The sequence below is a fragment of the Pseudarthrobacter sp. C4D7 genome (assembly GCF_013359725.1).
Classification (GTDB): Bacteria; Actinomycetota; Actinomycetes; order Actinomycetales; family Micrococcaceae; genus Arthrobacter.
In genome coordinates this window covers 234,977-254,341 of the sequence record NZ_JABFMW010000002.1, presented here as the reverse complement: position 1 = coordinate 254,341, position 19,365 = coordinate 234,977, and the positions used below count along the sequence as shown (strand labels likewise).

Annotated in this window: 19 protein-coding genes; 4 read left to right on the top strand and 15 right to left on the bottom strand. The window is 68.0% G+C overall.

What is annotated here, in order from left to right:
* Positions 1 to 12 precede the first annotated feature (12 nt).
* From rdgB to clpS, 6 genes are all read right to left on the bottom strand, one after another.
* Positions 13 to 663 carry an RdgB/HAM1 family non-canonical purine NTP pyrophosphatase gene (gene rdgB, locus HNO81_RS03015; RefSeq protein ID WP_175316646.1) on the bottom strand — a complete coding sequence of 217 codons (651 nt, stop codon included), beginning with the start codon at positions 661 to 663 and terminating at the stop codon, positions 13 to 15.
* The gene (gene rph / locus HNO81_RS03010) at positions 660 to 1,418 is read right to left on the bottom strand and encodes a ribonuclease PH (protein WP_217509014.1); all 759 of its coding nucleotides are present in this window, start codon (positions 1,416 to 1,418) and stop codon (positions 660 to 662) included. Before rph ends, rdgB begins: the two co-directional genes overlap by 4 nt.
* A gap of 67 nt (positions 1,419 to 1,485) precedes the next feature.
* Positions 1,486 to 2,283: an MBL fold metallo-hydrolase gene (locus HNO81_RS03005; RefSeq protein ID WP_175316645.1), complete on the bottom strand. Its 798-nt coding sequence runs from the start codon at positions 2,281 to 2,283 to the stop codon at positions 1,486 to 1,488.
* Positions 2,280 to 3,293, bottom strand: coding sequence for a glutamate racemase (gene murI, locus HNO81_RS03000; RefSeq protein ID WP_371818155.1), 1,014 nt, complete (start codon positions 3,291 to 3,293; stop codon positions 2,280 to 2,282). The genes HNO81_RS03005 and murI overlap by 4 nt, the downstream gene beginning before the upstream one ends.
* Positions 3,294 to 3,416: 123 nt before the next feature.
* On the bottom strand, positions 3,417 to 3,983 hold the full coding sequence (locus HNO81_RS02995; protein WP_175316643.1) for a DUF2017 domain-containing protein: 567 nt from the start codon (positions 3,981 to 3,983) through the stop codon (positions 3,417 to 3,419).
* Positions 3,976 to 4,359 (bottom strand): ATP-dependent Clp protease adapter ClpS, encoded by a 384-nt coding sequence (clpS, locus tag HNO81_RS02990; RefSeq protein WP_175316642.1) that lies wholly within the window; start codon positions 4,357 to 4,359, stop codon positions 3,976 to 3,978. Before clpS ends, HNO81_RS02995 begins: the two co-directional genes overlap by 8 nt.
* A gap of 38 nt (positions 4,360 to 4,397) precedes the next feature.
* Here clpS and HNO81_RS02985 point away from each other — a divergent pair, with 38 nt between their 5' ends.
* Positions 4,398 to 5,726: a nicotinate phosphoribosyltransferase gene (locus HNO81_RS02985; protein ID WP_175316641.1), complete on the top strand. Its 1,329-nt coding sequence runs from the start codon at positions 4,398 to 4,400 to the stop codon at positions 5,724 to 5,726.
* Positions 5,726 to 6,358, top strand: coding sequence for an isochorismatase family protein (locus HNO81_RS02980; RefSeq protein WP_175316640.1), 633 nt, complete (start codon positions 5,726 to 5,728; stop codon positions 6,356 to 6,358). The genes HNO81_RS02985 and HNO81_RS02980 overlap by 1 nt, the downstream gene beginning before the upstream one ends.
* A 3-nt stretch (positions 6,359 to 6,361) precedes the next feature.
* On the opposite strand, the gene HNO81_RS02975 is transcribed toward HNO81_RS02980, so the two are convergent.
* From HNO81_RS02975 to HNO81_RS02955, 5 genes are all read right to left on the bottom strand, one after another.
* Entirely contained in the window at positions 6,362 to 8,143 is a 1,782-nt protein-coding gene (locus HNO81_RS02975; protein WP_175316639.1) for a DEAD/DEAH box helicase, read from the bottom strand.
* The gene (locus HNO81_RS02970) at positions 8,143 to 8,481 is read right to left on the bottom strand and encodes a DUF3039 domain-containing protein (protein WP_175316638.1); all 339 of its coding nucleotides are present in this window, start codon (positions 8,479 to 8,481) and stop codon (positions 8,143 to 8,145) included. Before HNO81_RS02970 ends, HNO81_RS02975 begins: the two co-directional genes overlap by 1 nt.
* A gap of 109 nt (positions 8,482 to 8,590) precedes the next feature.
* Positions 8,591 to 9,367: a glucosamine-6-phosphate deaminase gene (gene nagB / locus HNO81_RS02965; RefSeq protein WP_175316637.1), complete on the bottom strand. Its 777-nt coding sequence runs from the start codon at positions 9,365 to 9,367 to the stop codon at positions 8,591 to 8,593.
* A 21-nt stretch (positions 9,368 to 9,388) separates the two neighbouring features.
* Positions 9,389 to 10,960: a transporter gene (locus tag HNO81_RS02960; protein ID WP_175316636.1), complete on the bottom strand. Its 1,572-nt coding sequence runs from the start codon at positions 10,958 to 10,960 to the stop codon at positions 9,389 to 9,391.
* Positions 10,942 to 11,736, bottom strand: a complete 795-nt coding sequence (locus HNO81_RS02955) for an ABC transporter ATP-binding protein (RefSeq protein ID WP_175316635.1) — start codon at positions 11,734 to 11,736, stop codon at positions 10,942 to 10,944. The genes HNO81_RS02960 and HNO81_RS02955 overlap by 19 nt, the downstream gene beginning before the upstream one ends.
* 58 nt (positions 11,737 to 11,794) lie before the next feature.
* On the opposite strand from HNO81_RS02955, the gene HNO81_RS02950 reads away from it, so the two are divergent.
* Entirely contained in the window at positions 11,795 to 13,672 is a 1,878-nt protein-coding gene (locus tag HNO81_RS02950; protein ID WP_175316634.1) for a Na+/H+ antiporter, read from the top strand.
* A 10-nt stretch (positions 13,673 to 13,682) separates the two neighbouring features.
* Here HNO81_RS02950 and HNO81_RS02945 read toward each other — a convergent pair whose 3' ends face one another.
* Genes HNO81_RS02945 through HNO81_RS02930 form a run of 4 tightly spaced genes read right to left on the bottom strand, consistent with a single transcriptional unit; the run spans position 13,683 to position 17,813 of the window.
* Positions 13,683 to 13,961 carry a DUF3253 domain-containing protein gene (locus tag HNO81_RS02945; RefSeq protein ID WP_175316633.1) on the bottom strand — a complete coding sequence of 93 codons (279 nt, stop codon included), beginning with the start codon at positions 13,959 to 13,961 and terminating at the stop codon, positions 13,683 to 13,685.
* Between the two features lie 28 nt (positions 13,962 to 13,989).
* Entirely contained in the window at positions 13,990 to 15,087 is a 1,098-nt protein-coding gene (locus HNO81_RS02940) for an NADH:flavin oxidoreductase/NADH oxidase (protein ID WP_175316632.1), read from the bottom strand.
* The gene (locus HNO81_RS02935; RefSeq protein WP_175316631.1) at positions 15,087 to 16,088 is read right to left on the bottom strand and encodes a tetratricopeptide repeat protein; all 1,002 of its coding nucleotides are present in this window, start codon (positions 16,086 to 16,088) and stop codon (positions 15,087 to 15,089) included. The genes HNO81_RS02940 and HNO81_RS02935 overlap by 1 nt, the downstream gene beginning before the upstream one ends.
* A gap of 51 nt (positions 16,089 to 16,139) precedes the next feature.
* Positions 16,140 to 17,813 carry a hypothetical protein gene (locus HNO81_RS02930; protein ID WP_175316751.1) on the bottom strand — a complete coding sequence of 558 codons (1,674 nt, stop codon included), beginning with the start codon at positions 17,811 to 17,813 and terminating at the stop codon, positions 16,140 to 16,142.
* Between the two features lie 234 nt (positions 17,814 to 18,047).
* Between HNO81_RS02930 and HNO81_RS02925 the strand changes: the two genes are divergently transcribed.
* Positions 18,048 to 19,361: an AI-2E family transporter gene (locus HNO81_RS02925; protein WP_175316630.1), complete on the top strand. Its 1,314-nt coding sequence runs from the start codon at positions 18,048 to 18,050 to the stop codon at positions 19,359 to 19,361.
* Positions 19,362 to 19,365: the final 4 nt, after the last annotated feature.

Genomic DNA, 19,365 nt, shown 5'->3' with positions numbered 1-19,365 from the left:
CCGTCGTGCCGGTCAGCCCTGGGCTGACGCGTCGAGTGCCGCCACGATGGAGGGCAGCAGGGCCCGGAAGGCTTTGCCCCGGTGGCTGATGGCGTTCTTCTCTTCGGCCGACAGTTCGGCGCAGCTGCGGTCTTCGCCTGACGGCTGAAGGACGGGGTCGTAGCCGAATCCACCGGCGCCCCGGGGTTCACGGAGCAGCACGCCCTCCAGTTGCCCGTACTCCACCACCTCGCGCCCGGGTCCCCCGGCATCGGAGGGCATGGCCAGGGCCGCGGCGCACACAAACGCGGCGCCACGGTGTTCGTCGGGAACATCCGAGAGCTGGTTCAGGAGGAGCTCCAGGTTGGCGGCATCGTCTCCGTGCCGTCCCGCCCAGCGGGCGGAGAAAATCCCCGGGGCCCCGCCCATCACGTCCACGGCCAGCCCGGAGTCGTCGGCAATGGCCACCAGGCCGGTGGCGCCCGCTACGGCGCGGGCCTTCAGCAGCGAGTTCTCGGCGAACGTCACGCCGGTCTCGACGACGTCCGGCGCACCCGCCGCAGCGGCGTCCACCACCTGGGTGTCGACGTCGAGCCCCGGGACCTGTCCGCGCAGCAGTTCACGGAGTTCGCGAAGTTTGCCTTTGTTGTGCGTGGCCAGGACCAGGCGTGGAGCACCGCTCACAGGGCGTCCGCAAGGGTTTCGCGCTGGATGGCGGCCAGCTGTCCGGTGCCCAGCAGGGCGAGGTCCAGGAGCTGGTTGAGCTCGTCCCGGTCGAACGGGGCACCCTCGGCGGTCCCCTGCACCTCAACGAACTTGCCGGAGCCGGTGACCACCACGTTCATGTCGGTTTCGGCCCGGACGTCCTCCACGTACGGCAGGTCAAGCATGGGCACGCCGTCGATGATGCCCACGGACACGGCGGCGATGGTGTCGATCAGCGGCTGGGCATTTTTGGCGATGAGCTTGGTGTCGCGGGCGAACCGGATGGCGTCGGCAAGCGCTACGTAGGCGCCGGTGATGGCGGCGGTCCTGGTGCCGCCGTCAGCCTGGAGGACGTCACAGTCCAGCACGATCGTGTTCTCGCCCAGGGCTTTGGTGTCAATGATGGAGCGCAGTGACCGTCCGATCAGGCGCGAAATCTCGTGCGTGCGGCCGCCGATCTTGCCCTTGACGGATTCGCGGTCAGAGCGCGTGTTGGTGGCGCGGGGCAGCATGGCGTACTCGGCCGTGACCCAGCCGCGGCCTTCGCCCTTAAGCCAGCGCGGAACACCGGCAGTCAGCGACGCCGTGCACAGCACCCTGGTGTTGCCGAACTCGATCAGCGCCGATCCCTCAGCCTGGTTGGACCATCCGCGGGTAATGCTGATGGGCCGGAGCTGGTCGGGGGCACGGCCGTCGGCGCGCACGATGGGTCCTGCAGTTGCTTCAGATGTCATGCCTTTAGCTTATCGAGTGCACTATCGGGTGCCAGTTCAGCAACCGGGCACCCGCTTCCAGGCGCCGCTAGATGGTGTAGTGCACGCCCGCCACGGCAACCGCGACGTCGCCGGCAAACACCGGGCGCGCCTCGGCCATGACGGTGGTCTGGGACGTCCACACCGGGATGTGGGTCAGCAGGAGCCGCCGTGCGCCGGCCGCCGCAGCGGCCTCACCGGCGCGCTTGCCGGTCAGGTGCACATCGTTGATGCCGTCGTCGCGGCCCTCTTCGAAGGCTGCCTCGCACAGGAAGAGGTCGGCGTCCTTGGCCGCCTCCTCGAGGCCGACGCAGGAGTCCGTGTCCCCCGAATACGTCAGGACCCGGGACACCGGCACGCCGTCCTTGCCGGGCTCCACTACTTCCACGCGGAGGGCGTAGGCCTCTTCGATGGGGTGGTTCACCGCGAAGGGGGTGATGGTGAACGGGCCTACGGTGACGGGCTGGCGTTCCGTCCAGTTGGTGAAGTCGAATTCCTCGTGCATGCCGGGGTCCATGGGCAGGCCATAGGCGGTGGCCATCCGGTCCGCCGTCGCGGCGGGACCCCACACGGGGATCCGCCCGCGGCCCCAGCCCCCGGGCTTCCAGCGGATGGCGACATGCAGCCCGCACAGGTCCATGCAGTGGTCCGGGTGCAGGTGGGTGAGGAAGATCGCGTCGATGTCCTCCAGGTCGGTGTAGCGCTGGATGGCACCGAGGGCTCCACTGCCGAGGTCCATTACCACCTTCCAGGTCCGCTCGCCGTCGGTGGCGGTCAGGAGGTAGCACGACGCCGGTGAGCCGGGTCCGGGGAACGAGCCCGTGCATCCGACGATGGTCAGCTTCACAGGCCGGCCCCTCCGCCGCGGCGTACTCCGGCCAACCCGTTGCCCACGAAGTTGGAGATCCTGGGGCGGTTGCGCGCGCTTTGCGCGGCGGCAATCATTTCGGGGGTGATCCGGGCAAGGCTTCCGGTGGGGTACTGCGCGGCTACGTGGTCCACGTGCCGGACGGAGAGCACCTCGGGGCCCAGGAACCGGCGGGCGAGCGCCTCAAACTGCGCGGCATCGCCGGTGGCCACGAAATGGTGTTCCGGCGGGGCCTCGGAGGTGCGCTGCAGGTTGTGGGTGGCCAGGGCGCGGTACACGTCCTTGGCGGTTTCCTCCGCACTGGAGACCAAAGTGACGTCGGCGCCCATGACGTAGGAGATGACGCCCGTCAGCAGCGGGTAGTGGGTGCAGCCCAGCACCACGGTATCCACGCCGGCCGCCTGCAGCGGCGCCAGGTATTCCTCGGCGACGGCGAGCAGGGCGGGGCCGGTGGTGATGCCGGCCTCCACGTAGCTGACGAACTCCGGGCACGCCACCGACGTGATGTCCAGGTCGGGCGCGGCGGCGAAGGTGTCCTCGTAGGCGCGGGATCCCACGGTGGCGGACGTGCCGATCACGCCCACCTTCCCACTGCGGGTGGCTGCGACGGCGCGCCGGACGGCAGGCTGAATGACCTCGATGACGGGGATGCCGTACTTGGCGGTGTAGCGTTCGCGGGCGTCCCGGAGGACAGCGGCCGACGCCGAGTTGCAGGCGATGGTGAGCAGCTTGACGCCGGAGTCCACCAGTTCGTCCATGACACCCAGTGCGTTGGCCCGCACTTCGGCGATGGGGAGCGGTCCGTAGGGTCCGTGGGCGGTATCCCCCACATACAGGATCGACTCGTTGGGGAGCTGGTCGATGATGGAGCGGGCAACGGTGAGTCCGCCCACGCCGGAGTCGAAGACGCCAATGGGACGGGCTTCCGGGGCAGTGGCCGGAAGGTCGCCGTGGCCGGGGGCGGGCTGCGTTTCCGCCGGTGGTTCCATGCTCGGGGCTGTTGTCATGATTATTCGAGGATAGGGGGTCCCGGAAGCGTCAGCCATCATCTTGTGTCCGGCACCTCATGTCTGCTGTGTCACAGCGGACGGCCTCCCCCGGGCCGCCGGAGCTCACCGCCGGGTTTCCATGGACTGCAGCATGGCCTGGACCAGCGACTCCTGGAGCCAGGTGGTGAAGTTGTACACCAGCGCCAGGTAGCTCTCCACATCCTCCGCCTGGGACCAGTCCTGCATGCGGTGGACGTGCTCTGCGTCTGCCTCGTCCCGGATGTCCAGCCGCTCCGCCAGGACCAGCCGCACGTCGTTCAACGCCATGGACCAGTGCCGCGCCCCGTCGGGGGTGAGCACAACTTCGTCCTTGTCCAGGTCCAGGGCGGCCGCGCGGAGGGCACCAATCTTGGTTTCCCGCAGTGAACGCTCGGTGAGCTGGCGGAACTCCAGGGATGCGGCGCCGTCGTCCTTCACCACGTTGGGCAGCAGCCGCTTGACGGCACGGTCCGTGGGCTCAGCCACGTCCATGTCCAGGCCGATCAGTGCCGCGAGCGGGTCCTGCCCCGTGCGGTCCTCTGGCTGGAGCATGGAGATGACGTCGGCGATCAGGCTGCGGAGCAGGTCCCGCTCAGCGGGTTCCAGGTAGCCCGTGATGCCCTTGAGTCCGTATTTGAATGCCTTAGCCACGTTTCCCCTTACCCTGGCCCGGACCGCCGGACCTGCCTGCGCTGCCGCCGGGGCCGCCGCTGGCCTTTTCCACCGTGGCCCACAGGCCAAACCCGTGCATGGCCACAGCGTGGCGCTCCACCTGTTCCTTGCTGCCGGAGGCAACGATGGAACGGCCCTTCTTGTGGACCTCCATCATGAGCTTGTTGGCTTTGCTTTCCGCGTAGCCGAAGTAGCTCTGGAAAACGTAGCTGACGTAGCTCATCAGATTGACGGGATCGTTCCAGATCACCAGGTTCCAGGGGATGTCCGGGGCGGTCAGGGAGTCGGTGGACTCTGCAGTGCCGGTCCGGATGCCCTCCTGTGTATCAGGGCCGGGCGCAACGCTTATGGTCATCTGTCCATTCTATGTGGCTGGCCAGTAGAGTGATTTTCGTGAGCACCTCAGCCGGCTGGGACCATCCCCGCACGTCCTTTTATACCGACCACTACGAGCTGACCATGCTGCAGGCCTCCCTCCATTCCGGGGCGGCCCACCGCAGGTCCGTTTTTGAGGCGTTTGCGCGGCGCCTGCCGGACGGGCGGCGCTACGGAATTGTGGCCGGCACCGGGCGCCTCCTGGAGGGCATCGCAAACTTCCGTTTCAGCGAGGCTGAACTGGATTTCCTGGAACGCACCAACGTGGTCAACCGGGAAACCCTGGAATACCTGGCCACCTACAAGTTCTCCGGCGACATCTGGGGCTACGCCGAGGGGGACGCGTATTTCCCCAACTCCCCCATCCTGGTGGTGGAGGCCTCGTTCGCCGAAGCCTGCATGCTGGAGACCTACCTGCTGTCCGTCCTCAACCATGACACCGCCATCGCCTCTGCCGCGTCCCGGATGGTCACCGCGGCGGGCGGCCGCCCCTGCATTGAAATGGGTTCCCGGCGCACCCACGAGGAAGCGGCCACCGCATCCGCACGCGCTGCGATCATTGCCGGCTTTGACAGTACGTCCAACCTTGAAGCCGGCATCCGCTACGGCGTGAAGACCGTGGGCACTGCAGCCCACTCGTTTACGCTCCTGCATGACACTGAACGGGAAGCCTTCCAGGCGCAGATTGACTCGCTGGGCGAGGGCACGTCCCTCCTGGTGGACACCTACGACGTCGAGAAGGCAGTCCGCACGGCCGTTGAGCTGGCCGGGCCGGGGCTGGGCGGAGTCCGGCTGGACTCGGGCGACCTGGTGGCCCAGGCCCAATGGGTGCGGCGGCTCCTGGACGACCTCGGAAACGAGCACACCAAGATCGTGGTCACCTCGGACCTTGACGAATACGCCATCGCGGCCCTGCAGTCGGCTCCCGTGGACTCCTACGGGGTGGGAACGTCGCTGGTGACCGGCTCCGGCGCCCCGACGGCGAGCATGGTCTACAAGCTGGTCAGCCGCGCGGACGACGACGGCAACTTCGTCTCCGTTGCCAAGGCGGCCAAGAACAAGGCAAGCGTGGGCGGACGCAAGTACGCACTGCGGAAGCTGGACGAACGCGGGACCGCCACCGCGGAAGTGGTGGGGGTGGGCCACCGGCCCGAAGACGACGGCAACGACCGCCCGCTGCTGCAGCAGTTCATGAAGAACGGCGAACTGCTGCCGGGCTGGACCGGCCACGAAGGCGTTGTGCGTGCACGGCAGCGCCACGCCGATTCCATGGCTGAACTTCCGCCGGTGGTCAACCGCCTGCAGCGCGGCGAGGCCGCAATCCCCACCATCTACGAGGAGCACTGATGTCCCGCGCTTTGATCATCGTGGACGTCCAGAACGATTTCTGCGAGGGCGGCTCGCTCGCTGTCGCGGGCGGTGCCGCCGTTGCCGGCGCCATCAGCGAATACCTGGATGCCCACCACACCGAATTCGACCATGTGGTGGCCACCCAGGACTGGCACATCGATCCCGGCAGCCACTTTTCCGAGGCGCCCGATTACAAAGACAGCTGGCCCCGGCACTGCGTGGCAGGCACCCGTGGAGCCGATCTCCACCCGGACCTGGATACGGAATACATCGACGCGTACTTCCGGAAAGGCCAGTTCGCGGCCGCCTACTCGGGTTTTGAGGGACTGCTGGCCCCTGAGGACGCCGTCCCCACCGGCGAACGCCAGCCAGGCGCCCTGCCCGGCGGCCAGGCGGACCTGGAAAGCGACGAGGATGCCATCGGCCTCGATGACTGGTTGCAGAGCCACGACGTGGAGGACGTGGTGGTGGTGGGCATTGCCACCGACTACTGCGTCAAGGCCACCGCGCTCGACGCCGTCCAGGCCGGCTACGGCGTGACCGTGGTGCGGCGGCTGACCGCCGGCATCGCCGAGGACCTGGAAGACGCCGTAGCCGAAATGGAACTTGGCGGGGCAGAGATCGCCTAAAGGCTACTTACGGCCCACGAACCAGTCCTGGAGCTTGCGCAGCCGGGACTTCAGCTGCTCCTCGTTTGCCTGTGCCACCGGCGGCCCGCCGCAGACGGTGCGCAGCTTGGTGTGCACCACTCCGTGCGGGGTTCCGGTCCGGGCCGACCAGGCCGCCACGTTCTTGGCCAGCTCGTTGCGGAGGTCCATCAGCATCCGGTGGTCCGGTACTGCGGGTATTACGGTTTCCGCTGCTGCCGGTCCCTTCCGGTTCTTCCGGTTCAGCTGCTCATGCTGGCGCTGGCGCAGCAGCGTTCCCACCTGCTCTGCGTCCAGCAGCCCGGGGATCCCCAGGAAGTCCATCTCGTCGTCGGACCCGACTTCACCGCCGGTGCCGAACTCGCCGCCGTCGAACAGTACCCGGTCAAAGGACGCCTGGGAGTCCAGTGCCTCGAACTTCCCCTTGGTCAGGCTGTCCGAGGCCTTGTCCTCGCGGTTGGCCTCCGCCATCAGCGAGTCTTCCGGGTTGAAGAGGCCGTCGGCGTCTTCCTTTTCGGGACGGTCCAGTGCGTGGTCCCGCTCCATCTCCATGGAGTTGGCCAGCGCCATCAGCTGCGGCACGGACGGCAGGAAGACTGAAGCCGTTTCGCCCCTCTTGCGGGCACGCACAAAGCGGCCCACGGCCTGGGCAAAGAACAGCGGCGTGGAGGTGGACGTGGCATACACGCCCACGGACAGCCGGGGCACGTCGACTCCTTCGGACACCATGCGCACTGCCACCATCCAGCGCTTGTCGCCGGCGGCGAATTCCTCAATCTTGCTGGAGGCCTTGGCGTCGTCGGACAGGATGACCGTGGGCGACTCCCCGGTAATCCGCTTTAACTGGCCCGCGTAGGCGCGGGCGTCCTCGTGGTCCGTGGCGATGACCAGGCCGCCGGCGTCCGGCACGGTGCGCCGGACTTCGCTGAGCCGCCTGTCGGCACCGGCCAGCACAGCGGGGATCCACTCGCCCGCCGGGTTCAAGGCGGTCCGCCATGCGTGGCTGGTGATGTCCTTGGTCACGGCGGCCTCCCCAAGGGAGGCAGCCATCTCCTCGCCGGCGCTGGTGCGCCAGCGCATTTGGCCGGAGTACGCCATGAACATCACAGGCCGGACCACATGGTCACGGAGGGCGTTGCCGTAGCCATAGGTGTAGTCGGCCTTGGACCGCCGGATGCCGTCACGGTCTTCGGCGTACTCCACGAACGGGATGGGCGAGGTGTCCGAGCGGAACGGCGTACCGGTCAGGGACAACCGGCGCACCGCGGGATCGAATGCCTCGCGCAGGCCGTCGCCCCAGGAGAGTGCCTCGCCGCCGTGGTGGATCTCGTCAAGGATCACCAGGGTGCGGGCGGCCTCTGTCTTGGCACGGTGCAGCAGGGGTTTGCTGGCCACCTGCGCGTACGTGACGGCCACGCCGATGAACCCCCGGCCGTGCTGTCCGTCGGAGTTCTTGAAGTTGGGGTCGATGGCAATGCCCACCTTGGCGGCGGCATCCGCCCACTGGCGCTTGAGGTGGTCCGTGGGCGCCACGATCGTCACGCGGTTCACCGCGCCGGAATCGATCAGCGTGGACGCGATACGCAGCGCGAACGTGGTTTTACCTGCACCCGGGGTTGCCACGGCGAGGAAGTCGCGCGGGCTGTTCTTCAGGTAGAGGTCAAGGGCTTCCTGCTGCCAGGCACGGAGTTTCGGGGCGGTTCCCCAGGCTGCACGTTCCGGGTAGGCCGGAGGCAGGGTGGGACCGCCAAAAAGCGTCTCCGTCACTACTTGTTGTTGCCCGAGTCTCCCGGACCCTTCCCGCCGTCATTGCCCGGCCGGAGGCCCTCATAGACGTCCTTGCACTCGGGGCAGACCGGGAATTTCTGCGGGTCCCGGCCCGGCGTCCAGACCTTGCCGCACAGGGCGATGACTGGTTCCCCGGTCAGGGCGGACTCCATGATCTTTTCCTTGCGCACGTAGTGGGCAAAGCGCTCCCGGTCCCCTGGTTCCACTTCCTGGCGCAGTTCCTCGCGCTCAATGGTGGCCGTGGACGTTCCTGCCCCGGAAAGCTCGCGCATCGGGTCGTTTTCGAGAGGGTCCGTCATGTCAGTCATGGCATCCATCTTAGCCTTTCCGGCGGCCGGGCGTTCGACGGCGGCACGCCCGCGCCGGGGTCCGGAACCGGCCGCCGTCGCATTTTTTTGCTCCCTGCCGGGGTTCCCGCGGGCCGTGTTACAGCCCCTGCCAGGCAGGCTTGTTGTCATACGTATGGCGGTAGAAATCGGCGAGTTTCAGGGCCGAAGCGGCTGCTTCGTCCAGCAGGATGGTGGCGTGCGGGTGGAATTGAAGGATCGATGCGGGACAGACGGCGGCCACCGGCCCCTCGATGAAATCGCTGACGGCCTGGGCCTTTTGCGCGCCCGTGGCGAGGAGGATCACGTGGCGCGCCGCCATGATGGTTCCCAGCCCCTGGGTGAGGACGTGGTGCGGCACCTCGGCGAGGCTGCCGAAAAACCGGGCATTGTCCCGGCGTGTCTGCTCAATGAGGCTTTTGATCCTGGTCCGGGACGTGAAAGAGGATCCTGGTTCGTTGAAGCCGATATGCCCGTCGGTGCCGACGCCCAGCAGCTGCAGGTCAATCCCTCCGGCTGCCGCGATGGCCTCTTCGTAAGCTGCGCAGGCGGCAGGGATGTCGGCGGCGGATCCGTCGGGCCCGTGGACGTTCCCCGGGGCGATGTTCACGCGGCTGGTGAATTCCCGGCGGACCACCTCCCGGTAGGACTCGGGGTGGCCGGCCGGCAGGCCAACATATTCATCGAGCGCGAAGGCCGAGGCCCGGCTGAAGTCCAGGCCCCGTTCATGGCGGGCGGCGAGCTCATCGTAGACCGGCAGCGGCGAGGAGCCCGTGGCGAGGCCAAGCACCGCGTCCGGCTTGCGGCGGAGCAAATGTTCGATGGCGTCTGCCGCAAGCTTTCCAGCCTGCCTGCCGCCGAGGATCACAACTTCCATGGTCTTCCTTTCCTGGAACTGTCAGCGGTTGACGGTGACCTGCGCGAGGAGTTCCGGCCCGCGGGAATCCAGCCACTTCCCGCCCAGCCGGACGCCGGCGGCGAAAAGTGCCAGGCCCAGGATGATCCCCACGGCGAGGCTCAGCCACCCGAACAGGATGTTGCCGGTAACGGCCTGGGTGACCAGCAGCGCGGCCTCGGGCAGGACCAGGGCCATCAGGACCAGCATCCCCACGAACTGCACGGCCAACGTCTGGCCGACGTTGCCGGGAGGCTTCTTGAACGGGCTGTCCCCGGGCAACGGTACGGTGACGGTGTACCGGGCCGATACCACCGAGGACAGGCCCAGGCCCGTGAAAAGAATCCCCAGGCTGAGCCCCAGCTGGCCGGGCAGCCCTGTCCAGCTGCCGGTGAACACCGCATACCCCACGGAGAACACCAGCACCACGGGCAGGGCGAAGGTCAGGCAGGCCAGTGCACGGCCCAGCCGGTCTGCCACTCCGCGGACGCCGGTGGCCACGTGCAGTGCAAAAGCGGTGTTGTCATAGGAGACGTCGGCAGAGATGGACCAGGCCAGGATGAAGGCGGTCACCGGGGCGAGGAAAACCAGGCTGCCGTAGCTGCCGGTCTGCGCCCCTTGGAAACCAAGCACCACCGGAAGCAGCGGGACCACCACCAGCGAGGCGGAATAGCGCGGGTCTCGGAGCCAGTACGTCAGCGACCGTGCCATGACGGCACCGGCGGGGCTTGCCGGCAGCAGGCCAAACAGTCCCAGCCGGCCGCCCCTGCGCTTCCCGGTGCCGGCGTAGGCCGGGGTGACGAGTGCCCGTTCCAGCAGCAGCTTCCAGCACCAGGCCAGCGCTGCGATGACGGCCACGGACAGCAGCAGCTTCACGGCGGCCTGGCCAGGCCTGCCGGACGCGACGTCGCCGCCAAGTGACCAGGGGGCGCCCAGGGGCGTCCACGACAGGGTGTGGGCGAACTCCGGCAGGAAACCCGTGGAGGCGGAGATGCCGCGGCCCACCCCCGCCACGATGGGGCCAAGAAGGACCAGCGGCACCATGAAGGCAATGGCGCTGATGTCCTTGAAGCGGCGGGATGCGGCCAGGCCCGCCGTGGCGGTGGTAACCACCTTGGCCAGGACGATGCAGGTCATGACGCCCAGGCACGCTCCGGCCAGGGCTGCGAGCGCTGGGAATACGCCCCTGGACCACGTGGCTACCGTGGACAGTGCCACCAGCGCGGTGGCCAGCCCGGGAATGCCGATCAGGCCGCCCAGGGCGAGGCCGGCGAGCAGTTGCTTCATGGGAACCGCGAAAGTGGTGAAGCGGGCCGGATCGAGGGTCATGTCCGTGGCCGACGCCACGACGGGAACAACGCCCCACCCCAGGACTGCGGCGGAGCCCCCCAGAACCACAGCCGTGTGGGCGGTCTCCAACCCGGCCTTGCGCAGCAGGACCAGGGCGATGACAAGGGTTGCCACCACGCCCAGCGCATAGAGCCCGGCGATGGCCATGCCCACCAGCTGCCACGGGCTGCGGCGCAGTCCATTGCGGAGCAGCGTGAGCTTGAGCCTTAGAAGGTGCGCAACCATTCCAGGCCTTCCGTGTGGCTGTGCCCGCCGACGAGCTGGACAAACCGGTCCTCAAGGGAGAGGCCGGCGCGTACCTCATCGACGGTCCCTGCCGCCAGCAGCCGTCCCTTGGCCACCACCGCAACGTGGTCGCACATCCGCTGCACCAGGTCCATCACGTGGCTGGAGACGATCACTGTTCCGCCCGAGTCCACGTACCGGTCCAGGATGGAGCGGATGTTTGAGGCTGATACTGGGTCCACGGCCTCGAACGGCTCGTCCAGCACCAGGAGCCGGGGGGCATGGATCAGGGCGGAGGCCAGGGCAATCTTCTTGGTCATGCCAGCCGAGTAGTCCACCACCAGGGTTCCTGCATCCTGGGCCAGGTCCATGGCGGCCAACAGCTCCCCTACCCTTGCAGCCACCACGGCTTTGTCCATGCCGCGCAACAGTCCGGCATAGGTAATCAGCTGCTCTCCCGTGAGCCGGTCGAACAACCGGACGCCGTCGGGCAGGATTCCCATGAGCCGCTTGGCTTCCAGGGGTTGCTGCCAAACATCCACGCCGTGCACCACGGCGGTGCCGAAGTCCGGCCGCAGGAGGCCGGTGGCCATGGACAGGGTGGTGGTCTTACCGGCACCGTTGGGGCCCACGATGCCGAAGAACGAACCCGCCGGGACTTCCAGGCTGATACCGTCCACGGCGATCTTGCCACCGAAGCGTTTGGCCAGCCCGCGGATGGACAGGGCAGCCACGGTGCCGGGACTGGATGCCTGGTCAGGGATGGGAGCACTCATGGTGCCAGCCTAGTTGGATTGTCCGGGGGCCGGTGCTCCGGGGTGCGAAACTAGCCTCATGGACATTGCGCTGGGCCTGCTGGTAATCGTTGCGGTAGTGTGCGCCGGCAGCGCGGTGGGGAGGAAGCTCAACCTTCCGGTTCCCCTCCTGCTGGTCCTGGCGGGCGTGGCAGGGTCCTTCCTGCCGTTCTTCCCCCCGGTGGAGCTGAACCCCGAGCTGGTCCTCATTGGCCTGCTTCCCCCGCTGCTCTATGCAGCCGCGTTCCGCACGTCGCTGTTCGACTTCACGTCGAACCGCCGCTCCATTGGGCTGCTCTCGGTGGGTTACGTCATTTTCGGCACCCTGGGCGTGGGTGTGGTGGTCTGGTGGCTCTTTCCGGAAATTCCCCTGGCCGCCGCCATCGCCCTGGGGGCGGTCGTGGCTCCTCCGGACGCCGTCGCGGCCACGGCGATCGCGCGAAAGGTGGGCATGCCCCGCAGGATCGTCAACATCCTCGAAGGTGAGTCCCTAGTCAACGACGCCACCGCGCTGGTATGCCTCCGCGCGGCTGTGGCTGCGATCGCCGGTTCGGTGTCGGCGCTGGATGTGGCAGGCGGTTTTGTGGTGGCGGCCGGCGGCGGACTGGTGGTGGGCCTCGCCGCCGCCTACGTGCTCACCGAAATCCGCAAGAGGGTCAGCAACGTGGCCATCAACACCTCAACTTCGCTGATGGCCCCGTTCGTTGCCTTCCTCCCGGCGGAGGCCATCCACGCTTCGGGCGTCCTCGCCGTCGTCGTCACCGGCCTGGTGATGGGCACCAAGGCGCCGTCCATGCCCAACGGCGCGGCGCGGCAAAGCGCCCGCAGCAACTGGGACACCGTGCAGTTCCTGCTGGAGAACGCCGTGTTCCTGCTGATCGGGCTGCAGGTCCGGACCATCATCGACAGCGTCCAGGATGATTCGCTCGGGGCAGGCCGGGTATGGCTGGGTTGCGCCGTGATCCTGCTGGCCGTGCTGGTGCTCCGCCCGATCTGGGTTTTCCCCGCCACCTACCTCCCCCGCCTGATCCCATCGGTGCAGCGGAAGGATCCCGCGCCGCCGTGGCAGTTCCCCGCTATCGTGTCCTGGGCGGGCATGCGCGGCGTGGTCACCCTGGCCGCCGTCCTGACCCTTCCCGACGACCTGGAGCACCGCAACGTCCTGGTCCTGGCCGCCATGGTGGTGGTGGGCGGCACGCTGGTGCTGCAGGGCTTTACGCTGCCGGTCCTGGTCCGGACGCTTGGCCTGCCGGGACCGGACCGGCGCGAGGACGCGCTGAACCAGGCATCCTTGATGCAGCTGGCCACCACGGCGGGCATGGAGCGGCTGGAGGAGCTCCGCCGCGACAGTGATCCGCCCGAAGTCATGGACATGCTCCGGCGGCGGACCCAGGAGCGGGGACTGGCAGCCTGGGAGCGGTTGGGCAGGCCCGCGGCCGAGTCGGCCACCCCCAGCCAGCGGTACGCCCAACTGCGGATGGCCATGCTGGAGGCTGAGCGCGGGAAGGTCCTGGAGCTCAGGCGCGGCGGGGACTTTGCCCACGAGGTCCTCAGTGAAGTCCTGGAACGGCTGGACGTGGAGGAATCCATGCTGGATGCCTCTTTCAACGAACTCGGTTCCGCCGATGCGGCCGGCGGCGGAGAGGGGCTCTCCCAGCCCGGCGGCGCCTGCGACCACCTGACGTCCGCCATGCCGTCACCGGTTCCCGAGGACCCAACCTGTGCAGGCTGCGAACGGGAAGGCACCGCTCCGGTGCACCTGCGGATGTGCCTGGCGTGCGGACACGTTGGCTGCTGCGACTCTTCGGCCGGGCGGCACGCCAGCCGCCACTTCAAGGAAACAGGCCACCCCGTCATGCGCAGCATCGAACCCGGCGAGGAATGGCGCTGGTGCTACGTGGACGACCTGCTGGGCTGACAGCCGGCCGTCACGGAGCCTTGCGGATCCGGATGGGCCCCTTCGCCGTGGCAGGGTCGACGACGGACCCGCCCTGGGTGATGTGGACCTGGCCGGCGTCAACCAGGCGCCGCGCCGCTTCCCGGGCCGGTTCCATGAGGTCGCGCCAGTCGTCGCCGCCTACTGCCCTCGCGGCGTCGGACGGGCAGATGGTGGAGGTCGCCGCCCGGGCTGCCAGCAGTTCCAGGATCTTCGCTTCCAGCTCCCGGCCAACCGGGGTGGGCGGGACTGTCCCGTCAGGGCGTGTCATGCCGTGCCACCGCGTCCACGGGTGCGGCTCAGAACGTGCGCCGCGGGATGGCCCGCTCGTATTGGGGCGGCCACGCCAATTCGTGGCCCAGCTCAAACGCCGCCCTGAGCCACCAGTGGGGATCGCGCAGCGCAGCCCGGGCAATGAAGACGCCGTCGGCCTGGCCGGTGGCAATGGCGTGTTCCGCCTGGCCCGGCGTGGTCACCAGGCCCACCGTGCCGGTAGGCGTTCCGGTCTCCGCACGGATCGCGGCAGAGAATCCGGTCTGGTACCCCAGGCCCGGCTTGATCTGCTGATGGGCCACCGCCCCGCCGCTGGAGACATCCACCAGGTCCACACCCTGGGCGGCCGCCTGGCCGGCCAGCCGGACCGATGCTGCCTGGTCCACTCCACCGGGTGCCCAGTCAGTGGCCGAAATCCGAAGCAACAGGGGCATCGAGTCAGGAATCACGGCGCGGACCGCATCAACCACGGCCAGCATGAGCCGGTTGCGCCCGGCTTCGTCCCCGCCCCACTCGTCCTCACGCTGGTTGATCAGCGGGCTCTGGAACTGGTGCAGGAGGTAGCCGTGCGCCCCGTGGATCTCCATGGTGTCGAAACCGGCGGCCACCGCACGTTCGGCGGCAGCGGCGAAATCGGCGATGACGCCGTGGATCTGTTCCACGGACATGGCTGCGGGAGCTGCGTAGCCTTCGAAGGCAGAGGCGGACGGACCTACGGTGTCCCATCCGCCGTCGGAAGCGGGCACGCTGCCCTGCTTGCCGGAGAACGGCCAGTAGGTGGACGCTTTCCGGCCGGCGTGCGCCAGTTGGACGCCGATTTTGGTGTCGGCCGCGCCGTTACGGTGGACGAAGGAGATGATCCGCTGCCAGGCCGCCGCCTGCTCGTCGTTGTACAGGCCGGCATCGCGGGGGCTGATCCGGCCCTCGGCGTTTACCGCGGCGGCTTCCGTGAGGATCATTGCGGCGCCGCCCACGGCGAACCCGCCCAGGTGCACCAGGTGCCAGTCGGTCGGGACACCCGGGGCGTCGTCGGGGTCGCAGCTGTACTGGCACATGGGCGAAACCCAGCCCCGGTGCTGCAGCTCCATGGACCGGAGCGCCAAAGGCTGGAACAGGGCCGGCACTAGAACAGCACCCGGGCCAACGCCTGCCGCGCCTTGGCGACGCGGTCGTCCCCGGAGCCCACCACCTCGAACAGCTCCAGCAACCGCACGCGCGCGGTTTCACGCTCGGGGCCGAAGTTCCTGCCGATGAAGGCCACCAGCCGGTTCAGCGCGTCCTCGACGTGGCCGCCGGCAACATCCAGGTCTGCCACCCCCAGCTGGGCGTCAAGGTTGTCCGGTTCCGTTGCCGCCAAGGAGCGCAGCGCTTCACTGTCCGGGGCCGACAGGGACTGCATCCTGTCCATCAGCTCCACCTGGGCCAGCCCGGCCTTGGCTTCATGGTCCGACGGCATTTCCCTGAGCGCCTGGCGGTAGGCCTCGGCGGCGGCGGCATAGTTGCCGGCTTCGATCGCGTCGTAGGCCGCCTGGTGCAGCGGCGGCAGCGGTGCGGGCTCCGGTTCACCGGCACCTCCGGCGTCGAGGCTTCCGGTAACACCGTTGGCGGCGGCCACCTTGAGGAGTTCGTCAAAGAGGCTGCGCACCTGCGGCTCCTCCGCCGAGCCCTGGAAAAGCGGGACCGGCTGACCCTTCAGGACCGCAACGGCAGTGGGAACGGCCTGCACCTGGAATGCCTGCGCAAGCTGGGGGAAGGCTTCGATATCGGCGGCGCCGAGGACCAGCCGGCCGCCGTAGGCGGCAACAACGCGGTCCAGCGTCTCCACCATCCTGGCGGACTCCGGCGAGTAGGAGGCCCACAGGGCAAACACCACCGGGACCTTGGCCGAAAGTTCCACCAGCTGCTGGAAGTTTGCTTCGGTGACCTCGACCTTGAGCTCAGGTCCGCCGGCATCCGGCTGTCCTGCCTGCGCCGCACCTGCGGGCGGTCCCGCGGGAGGTGTGCCTGACGGCGCAGCACCGGCCGGAGCAGCAGGGCGTTTCAGGGCGGAAAGGTCGACGGCGCCACGCAGGTTAATCGGGTTGGCAGCGGCAGGAGGGACTGGGCGGGAAGCTGGCGAACTCATGTTTCCCACTCTAGCCACTCCGGCCGCTGCCGGTGGTAATACGGTCGGGCGCTACTTGAAGCTGGCGCCAACCAGGCCGCGGGTGGCGGCAACGAGCTTCATCGGGTCAGTGGAGCCGGCCGGCGGAACGTAGACGGCCATCGACTCGGCGAAGTTCAGCACCATGCCCGTGGTGGTTTCCTTGCCACCGGCCAGTGCCGCGGCATCGTCACCGATGGTCAGCTTGTCGCCGGCGGCCTTGGGGGTGCCTTCGAAGCCGAAGTTGATGCGGCCCAGGACCAGGGCGCCGCCGTCCGAGGTCCGGAACACCACGGTGCTGTCCGGAACCACCTTGTGGGTGAAGGCGAAGTTGCCGTTCTCGCCGGCCTTGACCACCTCGGCCTGGTAGGACAGGGTGTCGGCGATGTACGGCGAGGAGTCGCCCTCCACGAGCTTGTCCTTGAACGGTGAGTCCGCAGTGGTGAGCCTGTCGGCGAGGCCGGCCATGGCTTCCTCGCCGCTGTAGAGCAGTCCGGACTTGTCCGCTGCGGCCAGGGTTTCGGTTCCCCCGCGGCTGATGCTGGGGAACGTGGTGCCGGGCTGCAGTGGCGTGGTTTCCATGAGCTTGTAGTTCTCGCGGGGCGACTGCTGGACCAACGTGAGGATCTGCGGCACAACGTTGCCCTCGCCCTGGGTGACGGCCAGGACCGACCGCGGCCAGTTACGGTCGGTGGTGACCACCGTGGTCAGCAGCTTCGTGGAACGGACCGGCATGCGGGGCTCGTAGGAACCCACCTGTGAGCGGATCTTGTAGTTTTGGGTGCGGATTTCCAGCTCCGGACCGGCAACGCGGTCTGCCAGCTTGGCTGCGTCCTTGGCGGCATCCCCCGCATCGGTGGCGCTGGAGACCTGCTCCAGGATCCGCCGGAACTGTGCGTCCAGCAGGACCGGCAGTCCGGCGGATTCCTTGGCCGGCGCCGACGCGCTGCCGGACGGCTGGGGGCTGGGACTGGCCGCCTGGGCGGCGGTGCCGGACCCGGCCAGGACAGCGGCAACCACACCGGCAGCCACCATGGTGGCCCGGTTGGCGGATGAGGACGACGACGGGCCCTGGTCGTGCGCATTGGCGTCACTGCCGCCGCGGGCGGCACCGTCGGCGTCCCCGCCTTCACCGTTCTTCCGGCGGGCGGACAGCAGCGCCAGGACGATTCCACCCACGATCAGGAGGCTGCCCAGGACCATCAGCGGGACGGCCCAGGGGGTGGAGGTGTCGTTCGGGAAGGTCATGGACACGGTGGCCGGTGCCGGCTTGGTGCCGTCCGAGGCGAGCAGGAGGGTCCACTCCCCGTCAGCGGGCGGCGTCCAGGTGTAATCGAGTTCACCGCTGGCGTTCTCGTTGGTGACCCAGAGGTCGGATCCGGCCGGGTTCGGGGCGGTGCCCTCGCCGTCGGCGTGCTCAACAGAGAGCGACTTCTCGTCCTCGGAAACCCCCGTGATGGTGTTGTGGGCTGTCTTGCCCACCCAGGCGTCGACGTCGTCCGGCCGGCCGGAAGCCAGCATGAAGTTGCCGTCGCCCTGGACGTTGATCTTGACCGTGCCGCCGTGCAGCGTGCGCAGCTTCTGGTCAATGACGGTCAGCGGGGCCGCGGCAGCATCCGCCGGCACGGACGCGGTAAACGTCTCCGAAGGAGCCCAGATGGTTCTCTGGCCGATACCGGCCAAAAGTGTCAGGAGGCCGAGCAGCACAAGTGCGGCTGCAGTCTTTAAACGCAAGGGAAACACCTATCATCAGCGGGGGTTTACCTTCAATAGTAACCTTTTTGTTACCACGGGTACCCTTTTGGCCGTTCCGGCCAAGGCTCACCAGGGAGTCAGGTGGCGGCTCCGGCGGGTGGTGACAAGCCTGCTGATAGTGTTTGCGATGATCATCACACAGGCCCGCGCAGGCGGTGCCACGCACGGAACAGGCCCCCGAATCCATTGACTGACAAGACGGACCCGCCCTCGGCTGCAGCCGGAAATCCAGGGGATCCCAGGGGTCCCGTCCCTGCCACCGTGCCGCCGCTGGGCATGGCGGCACGCCGCGGGGGTTCAGCCGCCGCAGCACTGGGCCATGTGGTCCGCCGGCTCCGCCAGCCATTGCCCGGGGCGCAGCCCAGGCTTCGGTTCGAAATGCCGCCGGAATACACCGGCCAGGTTCCCGACGCAGACCGCGGCGACGACGAGGAGCCGCAGTTCGGCCACCCCGGACCACGCATGTCCCCCCAGCACCCCTTGTACATGGGATTCATGGGCACCGTGGGCGTGGGACTGGCGCTCCTGGTCTACTGGATCGGTTCCCACACCACCCAGCTGCTGCTGTGGATCGTGGCGGCGTTGTTTATCGCCCTGGGCCTGGAACCGGTGGTGGGCTGGCTTGAAAACCGGAAGATCCCCCGGCCCGTGGGCATCCTGGTCTCCGTGGCCGTGCTCATGGGTGCGGTGGTCGGGTTCTTCGCCACCCTCATCCCCACCATCGTTGAACAGGTCTCCGAGATCGTGCGCCAGGCGCCGGACTGGGTGCGGAACTTCATGGATTCGGATTTCTTCCGCAGCCTCGATGACCAGTTCGGCGTTCGCGACCGGATCACCGAGGAACTGAACAAGTTCGTCAACGACCCCGCCGCCATGGGCGGCATTTTCGGCGGCGTGGTTGGTTTCGGGTCCACCGTGGCCAACAGTCTTTTCGGCGCCCTGATCGTCCTGGTACTAAGCCTGTACTTCCTGGCTGCGCTGCCGGCCATGAAGAAGTGGGGCTACCGGCTGGCTCCCCGCTCCCGGCGGAAGCGCGTTGCCGCGCTCTCGGAGGAGATCACCCGGTCGGTGGGAAACTACGTGATCGGCCAGGCGTGCGTCGCCCTGCTCAATGCCACCTTCGCCTTCGTGGTGATGTCCATCGTGGGCATACCGTTTGCCCTGCTCCTGGCGTTCGTGGTGGTCCTGCTCGCCTTCATCCCGCTGGTGGGCGGGATGATCGCAGGCATTGTGGTGACGCTCGTGTCGCTCACCGAGGGCTGGCAGGTGGCGGCCGTGTACGCCATCTGCTACTTCGCGTACCTGCAGTTCGAGGCGTACTTCATCTCACCGCGCATCATGCAGAAGGCCGTTGCAGTGCCGGGCGCCGTGGCGGTGATTTCCGTCATCGCCGGCGGCAGCCTGCTGGGTGTCCTGGGCGCCCTGATCGCCATCCCCACTGCCGCAGCCGTGCTGCTGCTGGTCCGCGAGATCTATATCGTCCGGCAGGACCAGCACTAGGCCT